Origin of the sequence: Vibrio sp. Isolate25, assembly GCF_022398025.1 — a bacterium.
GTDB lineage: Bacteria > Pseudomonadota > Gammaproteobacteria > Enterobacterales > Vibrionaceae > Vibrio > Vibrio coralliilyticus_A.
In genome coordinates, this window is sequence record NZ_JAKEUT010000001.1 from 329,821 (window position 1) to 347,789 (window position 17,969).

19 protein-coding genes are annotated in these 17,969 nt (G+C 45.0%); 6 read left to right on the forward strand and 13 right to left on the reverse strand.

The window, feature by feature from the left end:
* Positions 1-2: 2 nt before the first annotated feature.
* Positions 3-896 (reverse strand): LysR family transcriptional regulator, encoded by an 894-nt coding sequence (locus L1D15_RS01435; protein ID WP_239874433.1) that lies wholly within the window; start codon positions 894-896, stop codon positions 3-5.
* 113 nt (positions 897-1,009) lie between these two features.
* On the opposite strand from L1D15_RS01435, the gene L1D15_RS01440 reads away from it, so the two are divergent.
* Both L1D15_RS01440 and L1D15_RS01445 read left to right on the forward strand, forming a co-directional pair.
* Positions 1,010-2,188 (forward strand): multidrug effflux MFS transporter, encoded by a 1,179-nt coding sequence (locus L1D15_RS01440; RefSeq protein WP_239874434.1) that lies wholly within the window; start codon positions 1,010-1,012, stop codon positions 2,186-2,188.
* Between the two features lie 63 nt (positions 2,189-2,251).
* Complete coding sequence (locus tag L1D15_RS01445) at positions 2,252-2,605, forward strand: hypothetical protein (protein ID WP_239874435.1); 354 nt, start codon at positions 2,252-2,254, stop codon at positions 2,603-2,605.
* A gap of 55 nt (positions 2,606-2,660) precedes the next feature.
* Here the strand turns inward: L1D15_RS01445 and L1D15_RS01450 are convergent, their stop codons facing one another.
* From L1D15_RS01450 to norR, 8 genes are all read right to left on the reverse strand, one after another.
* Positions 2,661-3,284, reverse strand: coding sequence for a glutaredoxin (locus L1D15_RS01450; RefSeq protein WP_239863725.1), 624 nt, complete (start codon positions 3,282-3,284; stop codon positions 2,661-2,663).
* Between the two features lie 57 nt (positions 3,285-3,341).
* Positions 3,342-4,226 carry a DMT family transporter gene (locus L1D15_RS01455; protein WP_239874436.1) on the reverse strand — a complete coding sequence of 295 codons (885 nt, stop codon included), beginning with the start codon at positions 4,224-4,226 and terminating at the stop codon, positions 3,342-3,344.
* A gap of 194 nt (positions 4,227-4,420) precedes the next feature.
* The gene (locus L1D15_RS01460) at positions 4,421-5,755 is read right to left on the reverse strand and encodes an MATE family efflux transporter (RefSeq protein ID WP_239874437.1); all 1,335 of its coding nucleotides are present in this window, start codon (positions 5,753-5,755) and stop codon (positions 4,421-4,423) included.
* 53 nt (positions 5,756-5,808) lie between these two features.
* Positions 5,809-7,728: a monovalent cation:proton antiporter-2 (CPA2) family protein gene (locus L1D15_RS01465; protein ID WP_239874438.1), complete on the reverse strand. Its 1,920-nt coding sequence runs from the start codon at positions 7,726-7,728 to the stop codon at positions 5,809-5,811.
* Positions 7,725-8,345 carry an NAD(P)H-dependent oxidoreductase gene (locus tag L1D15_RS01470; protein ID WP_239863729.1) on the reverse strand — a complete coding sequence of 207 codons (621 nt, stop codon included), beginning with the start codon at positions 8,343-8,345 and terminating at the stop codon, positions 7,725-7,727. The genes L1D15_RS01465 and L1D15_RS01470 overlap by 4 nt, the downstream gene beginning before the upstream one ends.
* Positions 8,346-8,411: 66 nt before the next feature.
* Positions 8,412-9,065 (reverse strand): HAD family hydrolase, encoded by a 654-nt coding sequence (locus tag L1D15_RS01475; protein WP_239874439.1) that lies wholly within the window; start codon positions 9,063-9,065, stop codon positions 8,412-8,414.
* 20 nt (positions 9,066-9,085) lie between these two features.
* Positions 9,086-9,445, reverse strand: coding sequence for a glutaredoxin domain-containing protein (locus L1D15_RS01480; protein ID WP_239863731.1), 360 nt, complete (start codon positions 9,443-9,445; stop codon positions 9,086-9,088).
* A 103-nt stretch (positions 9,446-9,548) separates the two neighbouring features.
* Positions 9,549-11,138 carry a nitric oxide reductase transcriptional regulator NorR gene (gene norR, locus L1D15_RS01485; protein WP_239863732.1) on the reverse strand — a complete coding sequence of 530 codons (1,590 nt, stop codon included), beginning with the start codon at positions 11,136-11,138 and terminating at the stop codon, positions 9,549-9,551.
* A gap of 245 nt (positions 11,139-11,383) precedes the next feature.
* On the opposite strand from norR, the gene hmpA reads away from it, so the two are divergent.
* The gene (hmpA, locus tag L1D15_RS01490) at positions 11,384-12,556 is read left to right on the forward strand and encodes an NO-inducible flavohemoprotein (protein WP_239863733.1); all 1,173 of its coding nucleotides are present in this window, start codon (positions 11,384-11,386) and stop codon (positions 12,554-12,556) included.
* Between the two features lie 41 nt (positions 12,557-12,597).
* Here the strand turns inward: hmpA and L1D15_RS01495 are convergent, their stop codons facing one another.
* The 3 genes from L1D15_RS01495 to L1D15_RS01505 all read right to left on the reverse strand — a co-directional run bounded on the left by L1D15_RS01495 (position 12,598) and on the right by L1D15_RS01505 (position 13,945).
* Positions 12,598-13,134 carry a hypothetical protein gene (locus L1D15_RS01495; RefSeq protein WP_239874440.1) on the reverse strand — a complete coding sequence of 179 codons (537 nt, stop codon included), beginning with the start codon at positions 13,132-13,134 and terminating at the stop codon, positions 12,598-12,600.
* Positions 13,127-13,666 carry a YaeQ family protein gene (locus tag L1D15_RS01500; protein ID WP_239863735.1) on the reverse strand — a complete coding sequence of 180 codons (540 nt, stop codon included), beginning with the start codon at positions 13,664-13,666 and terminating at the stop codon, positions 13,127-13,129. The genes L1D15_RS01495 and L1D15_RS01500 overlap by 8 nt, the downstream gene beginning before the upstream one ends.
* 69 nt (positions 13,667-13,735) lie before the next feature.
* Positions 13,736-13,945 (reverse strand): cold-shock protein, encoded by a 210-nt coding sequence (locus tag L1D15_RS01505; RefSeq protein WP_006960450.1) that lies wholly within the window; start codon positions 13,943-13,945, stop codon positions 13,736-13,738.
* Between the two features lie 380 nt (positions 13,946-14,325).
* Here L1D15_RS01505 and L1D15_RS01510 point away from each other — a divergent pair, with 380 nt between their 5' ends.
* The gene (locus L1D15_RS01510) at positions 14,326-14,538 is read left to right on the forward strand and encodes a ribosome alternative rescue factor ArfA (RefSeq protein WP_239835449.1); all 213 of its coding nucleotides are present in this window, start codon (positions 14,326-14,328) and stop codon (positions 14,536-14,538) included.
* A 30-nt stretch (positions 14,539-14,568) separates the two neighbouring features.
* Here the strand turns inward: L1D15_RS01510 and L1D15_RS01515 are convergent, their stop codons facing one another.
* Entirely contained in the window at positions 14,569-15,732 is a 1,164-nt protein-coding gene (locus L1D15_RS01515) for a threonine/serine exporter family protein (protein ID WP_239835448.1), read from the reverse strand.
* Between the two features lie 470 nt (positions 15,733-16,202).
* Between L1D15_RS01515 and L1D15_RS01520 the strand changes: the two genes are divergently transcribed.
* Positions 16,203-16,565, forward strand: coding sequence for an NADH:ubiquinone oxidoreductase (locus L1D15_RS01520; RefSeq protein WP_239836361.1), 363 nt, complete (start codon positions 16,203-16,205; stop codon positions 16,563-16,565).
* 211 nt (positions 16,566-16,776) lie between these two features.
* Complete coding sequence (locus L1D15_RS01525; RefSeq protein ID WP_239874441.1) at positions 16,777-17,943, forward strand: D-alanyl-D-alanine carboxypeptidase family protein; 1,167 nt, start codon at positions 16,777-16,779, stop codon at positions 17,941-17,943.
* Positions 17,944-17,969 lie beyond the last annotated feature (26 nt).

Consider the following 17,969-nt stretch of genomic DNA (forward strand, 5'->3'; position numbering starts at 1 on the left):
ATTCAATGAGCCTGTCCTTGCTCTTTGGCCAAACGTTCCTTTAAGTAATCCAGAAATAGTTTGGTTCGGGTATGTTGGTAGTCAAGCTTCGGATAATAAGCGTAAACGGTGGCTTCATCTGCGGTTATTCGGGGAAGAATCCGCTTCAATGTGCCGGTTTTGAGCTCATCTTTGATCATGACATCATTGGAAATTAAAATGCCCATGGCATTTTTGGCGGCATAAAAAAGCGCTTCCGGGTTAGTGGTCGCAAGATTACCCGATAACACTATTTTTTTGCCATTAGTCAATGTGATTTCTCGATGAGGCCGTTCTCCCCATATCAAAGCATTGTGTGCTGTCAGCTCTTCTATGGTTTTGGGCTCACCATACTTTTCTAGATAGTCTGGAGAGGCATAAAATCCTGCTTTATGTTCGAAAAGGGCTGAAGCTTTGAAACTCAGTGAGTTAAGTTGTTCAATCTCACGGCTGATGAACAGATCTAGGCTGAGCTCAGGTAGCTGGCCGGGAGTAGTGGTGATTAACTGAATGCGAATGTCAGGGTACATTTGCAGAAAATCATTCAGATACTGAACTAGAAATTTAGAACCAACGGCAATGGTTGCCCCGATCTTAAGCAGCCCAGCGGGTGTCTGATTGACTGAGCGGGTTTCATCTACGATGGATTGCCAACCTTCTATTTGGACCTTCGCTCGTTCATAAAATAAAGCACCTGCTTCCGTTTGGGTGACGGTTCGAGTTGTCCGCTTAAGTAACTGCACGCCAATACGTTCTTCGAGCCAATGGACACGTTTACTGATAGCTGAGCTAGTAGTGTTCATCTTTCTGGCTGCCCCGTTGAAGCTGCCTTCATCCACTACTCGTATGTAGCTTTGAACACTTTGTATCCAGTCCATGGCATTCTCCAATTGATTCTTATCAGGAAATAATCAGTTTCCAATTGAGGATATTATCATTCATCAGCAACGAATTTAAACTTTATTGCATACAGATGCAACGAGGTGAGGCTATGAAGAAAACGCCAATTTTGCTGGCGATGATGATAATTGCAACGGGCCAAGTCGGCGTGAGTATCTATCTACCATCCTTACCTATGATCAGCGAAACGTTGCAGATCAATCAAGCTGACGTACAGCTTCTTGTGACGTTATTTTTAGTCGGTTTTGGGGCTTCTCAACTGTTCTATGGCCCGCTATCCGATGCGATAGGGCGTCGCCCCGTGTTTCTCCTTGGACAAGGAGTCTATCTGTTCGGGACGGTAATATGTGTGCTGTTCTCTCATAACTTGTGGATGCTGGTGTTTGGACGTTTGCTACAAGGACTCGGGGCGGGAAGTGCTTCGGTCCTAGGACGAAGTGTACTTCGCGACTGTTATGACGGTTCGGAGCTGACCAAGGCCCTTTCTTATGTTTCGGTCACCGCCTCTATTATGCCGGTGATTGCTCCGGTGTTTGGTGGTTGGGTGGCATTCTATCTAGGTTGGGAAGCGGTATTCATATTCGTTCTGCTCTACTTGGCGGCAATTTTTATATTGGGTTACCTCATCTTACCTGAGACTATGAGTTATGGTCGTTCCCCATTTAAAATCAGGCAAGTGGTGAAGAACTACGGTAAATTGATGACGAACAAACAAGTGCTCAGTAGTGCGAGTTATAACTGGACGACTTACCTCGCTTGTCTGGTTTCTTTATCAGTTATGCCATTTATGTTACAGCATGAGTTGGGGTTAACCGCCGCAGAGTACGGTTCGGTAATGGTTATTCCGTCTGCAGGATTACTCGTAGGGACACTGGCTTTAAATGTTTTGAACCGTTATTTAAGTACCCAGCAGCTTATGGCGTTGGCCATTTTTATCATGATGGCTTCTGGAGGATGGTTAATCTTCACGGGCTTTACCCTGTTTAATGTTATCTGGTCTTTCACTTGGATGACCATAGCACAAGGCTTATCATTCCCTTTGTCAATCAGCCTGTTACTCGCTCCTCATAAAAGGCAAGCAGGTTCTGTGTCCGCCCTGACTGGCTCCATTCAGATGTGTCTTGCTGGTGTACTGGGGGGGTATTTAGTTGAAAATTGGATACAGAGTCAATCTGCATTAGGTATGTTCTATATGGTATCAGCCAGTATCATGGCAATGGTGCTTTACTCAAGCCGAGTTAAGGCTACTACCCAACAAGAGTTTGCTTGAAAGGCGTTGGGTGGCTGATACAATGCGCCCCAATAATTGAAAAGACGATCTGAGAGGTCGACGATGGAACATAAACAGTTCGAAGAATTAGTCACGGCACTTTGTTCAAAAGAGAAGCTACCGCAAGTTCTTGAAGTGTTGAAACAACATGAAAATGAAGACATTGCTGAGGCGGCGCAGTCTCTTACTGGTCAGTTCGCTTTGGCAGAAGTTGACGGTGAACAGCGTATTTACCATGTGACGATGCAAGAAAATGAGCAGGGTGAAGAACAAGAATACGTTGAGCATGTGATGAACGAAGGCGATGACGTGATTCGCTTTGTTGCTTGGTTCTTTGAAGTAATGTTCGATGTAAAGCGTAAAGACACCTATCAGGCCGCAGGTAAAACGTACCAACAACCCAAACGCGCTAAATAGTCGAGTTTACGTTTTCTGTAAAAACAAAGCCCCATATTTGGGGCTTTGTTTCTTTTTAACCAACGGAGCTTTGGTTGTTATCCATAGTGACCACATTGTCGGGTACGCCACTTAACCCTTTTTCCGCTAGCCAAGCTTGCAGATTGTCGGCGCCACCGATGTAATGACCGTCAAGCCAGATCTGAGGAACGGTTACTGGTGTTTTTTCTCCGATAATGGCTTTCACCTCCGGGATCATGCGATACAGAGCCGCACTGTCTTTAACGACATCGTGATACTGGTAATCAATCCCAGCGTCATCAAGTAACTTCTTGGCTTTCACGCAGTAAGGGCAGGTCGCTTTTCCATAGACAATGTTCCCTTTCAACGTATCGCGTTTGGTCCACTCTTGGATAATAGACTGTACCAACACTCCGCGATTCAATGCTTCACCTTGGCTGACCACTTTGCCTTCGACCATAAGAATAGGAGCATGCCAAGCTCCAACCTTCAACGGTTCCCACCAATGAGAGAGCCAATCTTTCACTTCCAATTCAACGGGAACATCGGCCAATTCGTTCTCAAATGTATCTTTGAGAATGTCTTTGGTCAGGGTGCATTCGCCACATGGAATTTTTACACTGAACGGTCCCCAACTACCGGCCCAGCGATATAGTGTTACTTTGATTGGATCTGTCATAGAGCTCTCTCCCTTAAATGCCTTTAACTAATAGAACGGCGCGCGCTGATATTTATTTCAATTTGCGGGATTTTTTGATTCCCATTGAGTAATAAAAGCGACAGATGCAATGATGATCGCGGCTCCTAACCACAGTCTACCTGGTGGTACCCAACTGAACACGATCCAACCTGCTAGCACATTGAGTGGTAATTTTGCATGATCAAACGGTTGAACAAACGATGCATCGGCCACGGAATACGCTTTTACAATAGCCCATTGAGCTAATGCAGTCAGTGCTCCAGCGGCGAACAGCACAAGCCAAATAGTCCCGCCAGAGGGTGTCTGCCAGTCAGGGATAGCCAGTAGAATGTTAAAAGGGGTAATAAGAAGGAGCAGATAAACCACCATGGTAGAGGGGGAGTCATTAGAAGACAGTTTCTTAACCATTAAGGAATAGCAAGCCCAGAAGAAAGCGGCGCCAATGGGTAGTAATGCTGCCCAGCTAAAATCAGTAGACCAAGGCTCAAGAATGATCATTGCACCAATGAATCCAGCGAGTGTCGCGCTCCAGCGAGCGAGCCCGACCTTTTCTTTTAGGAACAGGCCAGAGCCAACGGTTGCGAACAGCGGTGAAGTCATCAATAGGGCAATGCCTTGCCAAATTGGTACAGGATAGGCGAGTGCCCATAGCCAAAGTTGAATACCAATCACAGAAAGAAAGACACGGAAAATATGCCAGCCGAGATGCTCTGTGCGTAAGGAGCGTCTAATACCTAGCGTTTTTAGGTAAGGTAGAATCACAACTAATGCGATCGCATACTGAATGAAAGCAACGGTTGTCGAAGATAAGCCAAAATTGATGCTGGCGATTTGTGCGAGGCTGTTTACCAACGCAAAAGCCAAGCCTGCAGTGAGCATCCAGCTCGCGCCCTGTATAGGGTGGTGGGATTTTGAAGCCATAATCGTTGTGTTAAAAAAATAATAGGCTGAATCATACGATGTTCTTAGGAGTACGTCATCAGCCTATCCTGTTGTACTTCATCAAAAAAACTGAAGAAACAAGATGTGCATATTGCTTGGCAGCGTGTTGTATCACTCGTTTTGGGGCGTTTTTGTTGCCAGATAAAACCAAATGTGGGTAGCCGCAATCTGTTCTATTGTTCCAGCTTCTCTTCAATTTGCTTCAGGGCTTTTTGATACATTAGCCATGCACTCGCTCCAGCGAATATGTTCCCAGCGAGAGCTCCCCAAAAAAGCCCTTCAATTCCACCTATTTTTGCACCTAACCATAGGCAAGGTAGGAAGAAGGCGAAAAGGCGAAGCGCTGAGATGGTTAAGGCTGTATAAGACTTACCGAGTGCATTGGCAATGGAAACCATCAACATACATATTCCGAGTGGCCCTAAACTGAAAGGGACGATTAGTAGGTGCCAAACAAGGATCTCAGAGACCTGCGCTTCACTGGTCATTAGAGAGGCTAGCCAATCTGCCGACAGCCAAGTCAGCAACGCAATCAGCAGTTGAAATCCGACCACAAACTGGCTAGCAATGATGACCAGGCGGCGAATATCAGCGATGTTTTTGGCCCCGAGTAATCGTCCGATCATCGGTGGCATGGACATAGTCAAGGCTAACACCGAGACAATGGCGAAGAATTCAAACCGGGAGCCCAGTGCCCATGCGGCAACCGCGGCAGTACCAAATCCTGCGAGTAATTTTGTAGCTAGCATCGACGAAAGAGGGGGAAGGAGTTGGCTTATCATTGCTGGCCCCATGATATTACCAATAGATTTCACACTCTTTATGATGTCGAGATCACTCCAGTCAAAGCTCATCCAACGTTTACGTGTGACCTTAGGTGCAACGATCAGGATACCGATACCAAAGGCGATAATGGTCGCGATGGCAGCGCCGTTCAGCCCGAGATCGAGAGTAAAAATGAAAATTGGATCCAGTATAAGATTAAGTACACTGGTGACCATCATCATCGTGCCTGGCAGCATAGTATTACCATTGGCTCGGCAAACACTGTAAAGGAAGTAGAGTAGAGCTCCGGTCCATGCACTGGCTAGCCAGTAGAGCCAATAGCTATCGATAACAGGGTAGATTGTTTCAGGAGCGCTGAGTAACTGAAGAATAGGAACACGTATCAGATAGATCAGAACTGAAATAATGGCAACACCGATGGTTCCTATCGCAATCACTAAACCGCCAAGCTGGTGGGCAAAGCGTGTTTTTCTGGCTCCTATCGCCTTCGCAATGACAGCCGTTGTTGCGATACCCAGCCCCACTTGAATACCGATAATGATCATTTGTATCGGCAATGTGAATCCTTGTGCTGCAAGTGGCAACACCCCGAGTTGGCCAATAAATGCACTGTCAACCAGTTGGAAGCTCATCAGAGACAACACGCCAAATAACATCGGCCAAGTCATCTTGAATAGTTGTTGCCCCAGAGATGGGGATGTTTCAATGTATGTAGCAGTCATATTGTTTAATCATTCGGTAAAATAAAAGACCGAGGCATTGCCCCGGTCTGAAATCATTCTTCTTTGAACTCTTCAGCGTAACCTTTGGGGGGCGGTGTCCAACCTCGCTCACCAGTTTCGTGCTTGTCTGAGCGATCAGTGTTCATCGCCTGCTTTATTTGTTCTTCAAGGTGCATGAAGAGTTTTCGGTAATTGTTGTCAAATCGCTCGCCCTCAGAGTCGTCTTCCCAAGCTTGATAAAGCGCGTCAGATTTTTTGTCCTCAATTTGGCGATAGGCGGCTTTTTGTTGCTCTACATGAAATGGGTGGTAACCAAGATTTTTCAAGGCCTGGGATCCAAGTTCAAGGGCAGAATGGTAGGTTTCAAGCTCAATAATGTCAGCACCGGCTTGACGTAGCAAGTATCCATGGCCTCGGTCAAACGCCCGGGCTAACACTGCTACCTTAGGATAGGTGTGTTTGACATATTTAGTCAGCTCGACACTTGCTTCTGGGTTATCAATCGCGATAACCAGCATAGAGGCCTCTTCGATACCTGCAGTATGTAGCATGTCTGGCCTAGTGGCATCACCGAAGTATGCTTTAGTTTCAATCCGACGTACAACATCGATTTGTGCCGCTTGATGATCAAGGACAACCGTTTTAACCCCATTGGCCACCAATAAACGGTTAACGATTTGTCCAAATCGACCAATACCAGCAATGATAACGGTGCCTTTCTCTTCGATATTGTCTGTTTCACGATCATTCGATTCAAGCTCGAAGCGAGGTAAAATTACTTTATCAAATAAGATAAAGAGCCCTGGAGTAAGGAACATAGAAAGTGCTACTACCAGAGACAAAGTTTGCGCAACATCCTGTGGAATGACGTGATTTTGCACTGTGAAACTGAGTAACACGAAACCGAATTCACCAGCCTGTGCAAGACTGAGTGTAAATAGCCAGCGGTTGCTGTTTCTGATTCTAAAGATAAGTGCTAACAAATACAGGATGGCCGCTTTTAGTAGCATAACCCCCAAAGTTAAGCTGATGATAAAAAAGAAGTCGTTGAACAGTATGCCAAAATTGATGCCTGCGCCAACAGTAATGAAGAACAGACCTAACAGCAGGCCTTTAAAAGGATCGATATTGGACTCCAGCTCGTGTCGAAACTCACTGTTGGCCAGAACGACACCTGCAAGGAAAGTCCCAAGAGCAGGAGAAAGCCCGACTAAACTCATTAGTGCTGCAATGCCAACCACTAACATCAAAGCCGTCGCAGTGAAAATCTCTCTAAGCCCTGAGCTTGCGACAAAACGAAATAATGGCCGACTTAAATAGTGTCCACCGACGACCAAACCGATCACTGAACCGACAATCACGAAGGCGTATGCCCATCCAGGCAATCCGGCAACCAAGCTCAATTCGTCATGATGCTTTGCCGCAGTGCCTACGGCATGCTGTGCTTGTTCGACCAACTCAGGGAGGGTCAATAACGGGATAAAAGCCAGCATAGGAATAACGGCAATATCTTGGAAAAGCAATACCGAGAAGGCATTTTGCCCGCCTTCGGTTTTGTTCAGCCCTTTCTCGTTAAAGGTTTGTAGGACGATAGCGGTTGAGGAAAGAGCGAAAATCAAACCAATCGCGAGGGCAATTGTCCATGGTTGCTCAAAGACGAGGGCGATTGCCGTAATCACAGCAGCAGTGCCGCCTACTTGTAAGCCGCCTAAGCCCAATAGGCGGTTTCTCATTGACCAGAGCATTTTAGGCTCCAGCTCTAGGCCAACCAAAAATAGCATCATAACCACGCCAAACTCAGCGAAGTGTTGAATAGTGGTGGTCTCTTCGCCAACCAAACCTATTATCGGGCCAATGACTACCCCTGCAATCAAGTAACCGAGCACTGAACCAAGGCCCAGCCGCTTAGCGATAGGAACGGCGATCACGGCAGCAATAAGGTAGATGAATGCTTGTAGGAAATAGCTGGTCATTGAACGCCTCCAACAATAATTTCATCAAGGCAGTGGCAAAGTTTCTCTACCTCCGCGGCCTTGTGATAATCAACTCTGTCATCGACTAAGGCGCCCAGTAAATGTTGCCAAGCCTGCACGTGGGATTTAATACGCCCATCTTCTTTCGCAGTACGTGAGCCAAATAAAGCAAATGGCGCTAGGTAATCCATTCCTGTAAGGGCTGCCATTTGCTCTAGAGGATGAAGTAGCTCTCGAATGGTAAAGTGGTTGTAGCCTTCGGATTGATATGCCTCTTCCTGACCACCAGCCGTCAGTGCACATAGGAATTTCTTGCCATGTAAGGCTGTACCGTCATGGCCGTAAGCAAACCCGTACTCCAGTACCAAGTCTTGCCACTCCTTTAAGATGGAAGGCGTTGAATACCAGTACAGTGGGAATTGGAACACAATAACATCGTGATCGATTAAGCGTTGCTGCTCACGATCAATGTTGATGTTGTAAGTGGGGTATTCGTAATACAGGTCTACAGCGGTTACCCCTACAATTTTTTGGCTGGCTTGAAACAGCGGTTGGTTAACTTCGGAACGTCGTTGAGAGGGGTGTGCATAGAGCACTAAAACTTTATTTTTTGACATTATCCAGTTCGCAGATCGTAGACTGAAAGTTTTATTGTGGCATATCGATCAACTTTTAACCATTGGTTACTTTTTGGTGGCTGACGAAATGGTTTCAACTGTCTGTAGATATTTGTCTAAGAACAAATCGAGGAGATCATGCAGATGATCCACGCTCAATGAAGCGTGTTGATTGAATGTGGTTGGCTTACCGTGAGTGACGAGACAAGATGGCATACGCGCATTGCTTGCCGCTTGCAAGTCATACATATAGTCACCCACATAAAGGATTTGCTCTGGGGGCAATTGCCACTCTCTGGCGAGTGCAAGCAATGAATCTGGCGCCGGTTTAGGTGGGAACTGTTCACGGCTGATGATACGAGAAATATTGAGCTGATTGTGGTCAACTTTACGTTGGGAAGCCTGTTGGCAATTGCGAGTAATAATCGCAGTATGGAGATGATTGAATGCAATAAAGTCCAGTAGTGCGAGGCATCCAGGCATGGGAGTTGAGTGTTCGGCATCATCCAATTCGTGCTGCAGTACCAGCTCCAGCTGTTTCGCTCTAAGCGCCGAATGAGAGCAACCCAGCTTGTCGATAAAAGTGAGCAAGTCGACGTCCCTTGGGCAGCCGACTTGAGCTCTTAACCACTGAAAGTCTAGGTTTGAGCTGACCAAGGTGTTGTCCAGATCAAAGACAATCGCTTTAATTTTGGCAATGTCCAGAGGAATGACATCCATGGCACTTTCCTGATTGTGGTTTAAGCAAATTCTTGTTCCAAGTAGGCAACAATATCAGAAGACTCGTACATCCATTCCACTTTGCCTTCTTTTTCAATTCTTAAGCAAGGTACTTTCACTTTGCCACCACCAGCTTCCAACTCTGAACGGTGGGCTGGGTTTGCTTTCGCATCACGCAGTTCAATATTGACAGATTGACGCTTCATAGCTCTGCGAACTTTCACACAAAATGGGCATGCCTCAAACTGGTACAAGGCAAGCGATTGTGCTTTTTCATTGACCGCTTGTTGCTCTTCTTGTGAACGCTTCACCCCTTTTGGTGAAAATACAAAGTTAAGCAAGAGGATAATACGGCCAAGGAACCAACGGATAAACTTCATAATATTCCTTTAAAATACAGATAAATAGTACGACTTCAGTGTGGGTGTTGCCCCACTTTTGTATTGCTAATAATGAGCGTTGGCATTGTACCCAAGTTACCGATTAATTAGTACTTATCTTGTGCTGCTTAGTGACTGTTATACCCAGTCGTTTTGCCAGTCTAATTAAGTTTGCTCGGTCGGTTTTTAGTTGTCGTGCGGCTTTTGCCCAGTTGTACTCTGCTTCGGTCAGGGCAAGAGTGATGAGCTGTCGCTGATATTCTTCCGTTGACTCGCGCAGCCCTTTAGTCCAGTCGATGGTTGGCATGCTCCCAGTTGAGTTAGGGATTACCACGGAGTCTTCTACAGGGAGAGAATGGAGTTCGCCTATATCATCAATAGAAACGGTGATCAGCTTACGGTTGTTACCTCTCGCTCGAGCTTTTAGAGCGGCGCGGTTGATTACATGTTCTAGCTCTCTTACGTTACCCGGCCAGTTGTAGCGCGACAGTAACAGCTGAGCTTCTTTCCCTAGCTTGATTTGGACGATACCTAGCTTGCGACGAGCTTGCTCTAGGAAATAACCGGCTAACAGGACAATATCCCCTTCTCGCTGACGAAGCGGCGGTACGTTGATTGGGTAAACACTGAGGCGGTGGTAGAGATCGGAACGGAAACGACCTTGGCTGACTTCTTCCTTCAAATTACGGTTAGTCGCTGCGAGCACACGCACATCGATTGTCTCGACCTTGTCCTGACCAACCGGCTGGATTTCGTTGTTCTGTAAAGCCCGAAGGATTTTGCTTTGTGCGGCAAGTGGTAGTTCACCTATCTCGTCGAGAAACAGGGTACCACCATCTGCAAGCGCAAATTTGCCCAGCCGTGATTTATCAGCCCCAGTGAATGCGCCTTTTACGTGCCCAAACAATTCACTTTCAACTAAGTTCTCAGGGATGGCTGCACAGTTGACGTAGACCAGAGGCTGTTTACGACGATGAGACAAATGGTGAATACTGCGCGCGACCAACTCTTTGCCTACCCCTGTTTCGCCATTGATCAGAATGTTGAAGTTGGATGGAGCAACGACCTCTATATCGGACTTTAACGTAGCCATCTTATCGCTTGCGCCAATAATCTCTCCCCCTTCGCGCTCCCATGCATCTTCATTGAGTTCTTCAAATCGTTGTTGAGTCTGTTTGGCTTGCTGCTCCAACTGACTGACAGTCATCGCAACTTTGAGAGTCGAGGCCACGATTGCGGAGAGAGCGTCTAAACTGCGAGTAGGGATCTGGTCAAAAACATTGGGGGTCAAACTATCGAGAGTCAAAATGCCAAGTAACTTGTCAGCATACAGTAAGGGTAAGCCCATACAGGCGTGCATGGGTAAATCACCATCGCAATCAAGAAGTAAGTTATCGAATGGGTCAGGAAGTTCACAATCCGCATCGAAGCGTACAGCGGATTTTGAAGCGCAAATGGCCTCAAACCTAGGGTGTTCATCGACTCTAAAGCGGCGCCCCAATGTATCCCTTGTTAGCCCTTGAATCGCGAGGGGCACCAAGGTGTCTCCTTGTAAGGAGAGCAATGCAACGCTGTCACACTGGATAGCTTTTCGGATAGCATCAAGCAATTTATTGAAACGGTCATGTTCATTGTGACCTGTTGCTAGGCCGATTGTCATATCAATCAGAGTTGATACTGAAATATCTTGCATGGTACAGCTAGGCTCCTGAATACGTAGTTTACGTTGGCTGAGAATAGAATGAAGTAAAAGTAACCAGTATCATTATGTGATTATTTTATTATAGAGTCATTTAGACATGGTTCAACAGTGTCACTATGACTTTTTAATAACGAATAATGCTTGATAATCCAATTGATTAGGCCATGTTCCAACTTGGCATCAATTGTGCTCTTGGAAGGGGAAAAAGATAATACCCATATGAGGAGAAAATGAAAATGCTCAACAATCAACATATCGAAGTCGTAAAAAGTACTATTCCTTTGCTTGAAGGTGCGGGCCCGGCTTTGACACAGCATTTTTACCAACGCATGTTTTCGCACAACCCTGAGCTTAAAGATATTTTCAATATGACGCATCAGAAAACCGGTCGCCAAAGTGTTGCGCTATTTGAAGCCATAGCGGCTTACGCGAAGAATATCGAAAACCTTGATGCACTGACTTCCGCAGTTGAACGTATAGCGCACAAGCATACTAGCTTTAATATTCAAGCGAAGCATTATCAAATTGTAGGGCACCACTTGATTGAAACATTACGAGAATTGGCGTCAGAGGCTTTTACTAAAGAAGTGGAAGAAGCTTGGACAGCGGCCTACCTATTTTTAGCAAAAGTATTTATTGATCGTGAAGGGGAGCTGTACCTTCAGCGTAAACAAGCGGTGGGCGGTTGGGAAAACGCACGAGAGTTTGTTGTAAAGAAGAAGCAGCCAGAATCAGAATTTGTGACCAGTTTTGTGCTTGAGCCAGTGGATGGTAGTGATGTTCTAGATTACTACCCAGGTCAGTATGTGGGGGTAGAAGTGAAGCCTTCCTCTGGTGAGCACAACGAGATTCGCCAGTATTCTTTGTCGCAAAAAGCTAACGGCAAAAACTACCGTATTTCTGTGAAGCGTGAAGTGGGAGAGCATCATGGTCTAGTGTCTAATTTCTTGCACGCAGAAGTGAGTGAAGGCGATACGCTTCATTTGTATGCGCCAGCAGGTGATTTTTATTATCAGGAAAAAGAGGCACCAGTTGTCCTTATCTCGGCGGGTGTTGGCGCAACGCCAATTCAGGCGATGTTGCAAACATTGGCAGATATGGGCAAAAAAGATGTGTCTTACCTCTATGCATGTCACAGTGCTGACCAGCATACGTTTAAGCAAGAGACAGAGCAGTTGGTTAGAGAGAATAGCTGGCAGCAATATACCTGGTACCTGGATGGCCAAGCGCATTTCTCAGGTCAGATGAACTTGTCTGCAGTGGAAACCGAATTACCACTCAGCCGCGGCGACTTTTACCTGTGTGGTCCCGTCGCATTCATGGAAGTCATGGTTAAACAATTAGAGGAATTGGGCGTGTCGCGAGATCGTATTCATTATGAGGTCTTCGGTCCTCACGCCTATCTATAAAGGTCAAAAAGGGCTTCCTAAAAAGGAAGCCCTTTGAGGGATTAGCCGAAGATCTTTTTAAACCAGCCCCAAATCGGATGGTGAGGCTCTGATATCGGAGAATTGTCTGAACCGAGGTAATAACTGGCAAGAAACTGAGTTCGAATCGTGTCTACGTCCAAACCAGATAAGTCACCTTGTAATTGTGCTGTTGTTTCAGCATGGTCATTAGCAAGGCTGAAGTCCATTTTGAGGTAACCTTGGACGTAGAGCCATACATGAGTAACCAGAGTCAGCATCTGGTAATCTTGATATTCAAAGCGTTTAGCGTTGTCTGTATCGAGGTTTTCGTGCAGTGCTTGCCACATGACCTTGACGGCTTCGCGATTGACCGCAACACGTGACAGACATTCAATATGTGCTTTGGTCATAATACCGAGTAAATGGGATTCGTCTGCACTGTCTGGTTTATGCTGCTTCACTTTCTCGAATAAGGCAGTGTGTTGTTGCAAAAACTGTTGCCACAGGGCTGGGTTTTCGGCTACTGCGGTAATGGCATCGGCACCTATCGACGCAAATGCCTGATGAAGATCAGTCATTGGATTGCAGTGTCTCAATCTGAACTTCAAATGAGCCTTTATCACAGTCAATGAAGAGGCTATTGCCAGTAATCATAATTGATAAATCCATACCACGTTCAACCACTTCTGATAAAGACTCAATACCCTCTGAGCTGAGGCGATAAATATGAGCGTCGTACTGATGGGATTTATTCTTTGTTTGCTCCCACCAGACATCGGACTTACTTGTGAATGTGAATATATCCACTCGTTTGGCTAAGCGTGTCGCTTTCTTAATACGATCCAGCGAAGGCTCACCGATTTCAATCCAGTGCAAAATAGAATCATCTAGATCCTTTATCCAGAGATCAGGTTCTTCAATCGATGATAGACCTTTAGTAAAAGCCAACTCAGGCTGATATTTAATACAATAAGCCAATATACGAGCAACCATCCTTGGAATCGTTTCAGAGGGATGTTGCGCAATAGTGAGTTGTGGGGAGTCGTACACATCTCGGTTGGTGTCCGAGAGAGAGATACGAAACTTATAAATGGTGGGTTTGAGTGCCATAGTTATTTGCTACACATAAAAAAATAGCCAGCATGATGCTGGCTATTGTAAATCTATTCCAGTTTAAAATTAAACTAGTTTGATGTTCTCAGCTTGAGGACCTTTTTGGCCTTGAGATACAGTGAACTCAACTTTTTGACCTTCAACTAGAGTACGGAAGCCGTCACCAGTGATTGCAGAGAAGTGAGCGAAAACGTCAGGGCCGTTTTCTTGTTGGATGAAACCAAAACCTTTAGTTTCGTTGAACCATTTAACTGTACCAGTAACAGTATTAGACATAATATGTATCCTTGATAAATCTTTGTAAAAGCCATGACGGCAACGATAGCGTGGAAAAGGAGATTGCTATTGCGCACGACGTTACGGAAGAGATACAAGAAATCCAACGAAACGGCGAAATAAAAACAAGAACCGTTTTCTAGCTGCCATCCAGTCTAAAGCTAAGTGGAACTAAGTCAATAAAATTCATATGATACTTTTCAGTTACCAAGGTCTTTTCATCCAAAATTTGCGCTAGGTAGAGTTTCGAAAATATTACTGATTAGGCTGTAGATAGTGTAACATTCTTTTGTATGGTGATTTATCCTGCTAAATTCAGGTTTGGTGAGTGGGTTGTCATCAGTATCTAGTTATTTATAAAACATCGATAGGACAAAGTTATGGGCAAGAGATCCAGAAAAAATAATTTGCCGAATGAGTCGCTTCAGGCGCATTTAGAGGTCGGACGAGGCGAAATAAAAGACAATGCACTAAAAGCAGTCGTTACTAGTCCACTTTTTAAAACACGAGTTGAACAAGCGAAAAAAGGAAAAGGGAGCTTCTCACGTAAGACGAAACATAAGGGTAAAGAGCCCTATTCAAAAGCGGCTTAAAAGTCATTTTTGAATAGGGCTCTTTAAGAGTTAACGTTCGATTTTTGGAGAGTAAATTGAGTAAGCGGTGACCTGCCCCGCGACAATAGCTGAAAACATGAACAGTGCAGAAAGGCCAATACTTGGAATAGGCAAAATAGATTGTTCAAACACGGATTGCCCCGCACTGACAAGGACTCGACTTCCTGGTACGAGAATAATGATCCCTTGCACAATGTAGATGGATCCGGTTAAGTCCATTTTCTTTGCTACCCATGTACCATATAAGGTAATCAAAACGGTGGTTATCCATGTGCCGACGACCCACCCGCTTTCAAACCCTAGATAGAATGGCCCCCACATCCCTAACACCGCCACGGGTAAACCCAATAAAATGTCTGTTGGTCTGGCGTTAAAAATGATGCCAAGAGAGACTGAAATCAGAAACAAACCTGAAATATGGAGCCAAGTGGGTATCTCATTAATATAAGCAGTGACATCTGCTTGCCCCCAAATGGACTCACCTATATTCAAGCCCATGATAATACCGACAAAGAGCTTGATAAGAGTGAGTGAGCTTTGCCCCAGTAAACTGGTGCCGGAGACTAAATCATTGAAAGCGAGACATTCAAGTGAGTTAGCAATCGACAAGCCAGGCACGAAGAGAACGATGGCTGCGATACATAGAGCCCAGACTGGAAGATCGGAACTTGTACTGGCAAAAAACGCCACCAAGATGCCTGTGACCAACGCAGCAACAAACTCAACAGCTATAGAGCGCCTTGCTTTACAAACTTGTTGTGCCAACCACGCCAGGAAGCCAAGAAAAATGGATATATACACGGCCTCTAATGTACTGCCAACCAGCATAAGGTACGCAGGAGGAATACCCATATTCGCCAAAGCAGTCACCCATTTAGGGTAACCTACGGGCTCCGGGACAGGCTCTTTACTTGGCTGATTAATCCGAATAATAGTATTTGCCAGCAAACTAAGGTTAATGGACGCCGGCTGGTGCCGTTTCATGACCACCGCATTGTTATCGTCAGGGAATTGATAATTGACCGTTGTCGGTGTGGCCTGAATCATGACATCTACGCCATGTTTACGGGCATAAAATTGGGTATATTTTTCTAATTTATATGGCGCGCAGCCACTGCGATGTAGGGTGTCGCCGATCTCAACGATCTTTTTGATTCTGTACTCTGAAGGCATGGTATGTAGTACGAAATATTGAATGCGCGCAAAGGTAACAAAGCCCTATGGTCTATTCGAGTCTAAATCTACCGAACAGTGGCTAGAGTCACACTCTTTTTGATATTTCAAAAGATAGTGAATTTGAAAAGTGAAAACTTAGGTTTCAGCAGCCCATTTTACGACTCAATCGATGGCTAAAAATGCATCTGATCACAAAATTACCAATGAATATAGATGTAAATATTGTTGCTTAAATGTAACTCTTTATTTCTCTTTTGGCTTAAATTGTGTGCTTTGGGCTTGAGTAGCAAGGAACCTTACTTATTGTTTTTTTAACCACTATTTTACATATGTCACAGAGCCATCAGCTGTACAAAAAATGTATCATTTTAGGGGTTGTAATTCGTATTGGATAGGCGAAAATATGCACAAAATGAGTTTGCAAAAATGAAAGGAAGCTTTTTCCAAGTTTAAAAAGCGAGGCAATGATGAAACTATTTCTGATAATAATGGCGTCAATATCAGCAGGTGTACTATCCGCTGATCACCTTCACTCTTTCATGTTAGGTCTGTCTATCTCTGCTCTAGCGGTAGGTAGTTGTTACTGGTTTGCATTCAGAACGACGCGTTTCCCTCAGCTAGCGCTGTTGCTACTTATTTGTGGCATGCTTTCTAAGTTAACTATTACCGTGGTCGGTGTGAGCTGGAGCATGTCGGAAGAGTTAATAACCTCACCACTAGTATTTGCATTGTCGTACCTGTTCTTCTCTTTAGTAGTGACTTACTTGTGGTTCAGCTATCGAGACAGCATTACACCTAATCCGAAGAAGGTGCAGGGAGCACAGGCATAATCGTTAATCTCGGCCAAATTGATAAAGCCAGTGTTGTGAACACTGGCTTTTTTGTATTAACTTTCCGGTATGTGGAGTCAAACTCTCATAATTTAATAAAACTTTCTAATAAGAGTAACGATTGATTACAAAGCAAATAAATATCATTGCGGTTTGTTTATATTCGGATCAATATAAAAACTCTAATTGTGACTTAAGTTGGTAACGTCCCATGAAAAAAACGTTTCTCCTCAAAGCAGCCCTTCTTTCCTCAATTGCTGTGTCATTGAGTGCACTTGCTGCACCAAGCATTATTCCTGATCCCCCTACACTAGGGGCAAAAGGGTATGTTCTTATTGACTATAACACCGGGCAAGTATTGGTCGAAAAAAATGCGAAAATTAAGTTAAATCCGGCCAGCTTAACTAAACTCATGACCGCTTATGTAGCTGGGCAGGAAGTTAAAGCAGGTAATATCACGCTAGATGATCAAGTTGTGATCAGTAAAAATGCTTGGGCGAAAAACTTCCCTGATTCATCAAAGATGTTCATCGAAGTAGGTACTACTGTTCCGCTCATAGATTTGTATCGAGGTCTGATCGTGCAATCGGGTAATGATGCCAGCGTGGCGATTGCAGAGTACGTCGCTGGAAGTGAAGATGCCTTTGTCAACCTGATGAATTCGTGGGCTGAAAAGCTTGGCCTAGAGAATACTGCTTACACTAATCCACACGGTTTGGACAGTAACGGCCTATACTCGACACCGTTGGATATCGCTAGATTAGGCCAAGCGATTATTCGTGATTTACCGGATATCTACCCTCTCTACAGCGAAACCTCATACACATACAATGGTATTACCCAATACAATCGAAATGGTTTACTGCGAGATCGCAGTATGAATGTTGATGGTATGAAAACCGGCTATACCAGTGGGGCTGGTTACAGTTTGGCTACTTCAGCGACTAACGGGGATATGCGTTTGATTGCTGTTGTGATGGGTGCAAGTAGCACTAAAAGTCGTGAATCAGAAAGCAAGCAATTGTTAAGCTATGGCTTTCGATTCTTCGAGACAGTATCACCGACGAAAGCGGGTGATATCGTTACGGAAGCAAAAGTCTGGATGGGTGAACAAGATAAGTTGAGTGTGGGTGTGGAACAAGACATCTATATGACCTTGCCAAAAGGTAGTGCAGGCAAACTTACGGCGGAAGTAGAGTTTGATCGTGAGTTGGTGGCTCCTATTCGTTCTGGAGAAAAAGTCGGTAAGATAATCTACGGAGTTGAAGGAGAGGACGTCGCTACGGTGGACCTTGTCGCCCAAACGGATATGGACGAGGGAAGCTTGTTTAAAAAAGTACTCGATTGGTTTAAACGTTTGATCTCAAGTTGGTTCTGATTGAGAAGCGGATGTGTGCAGCATCC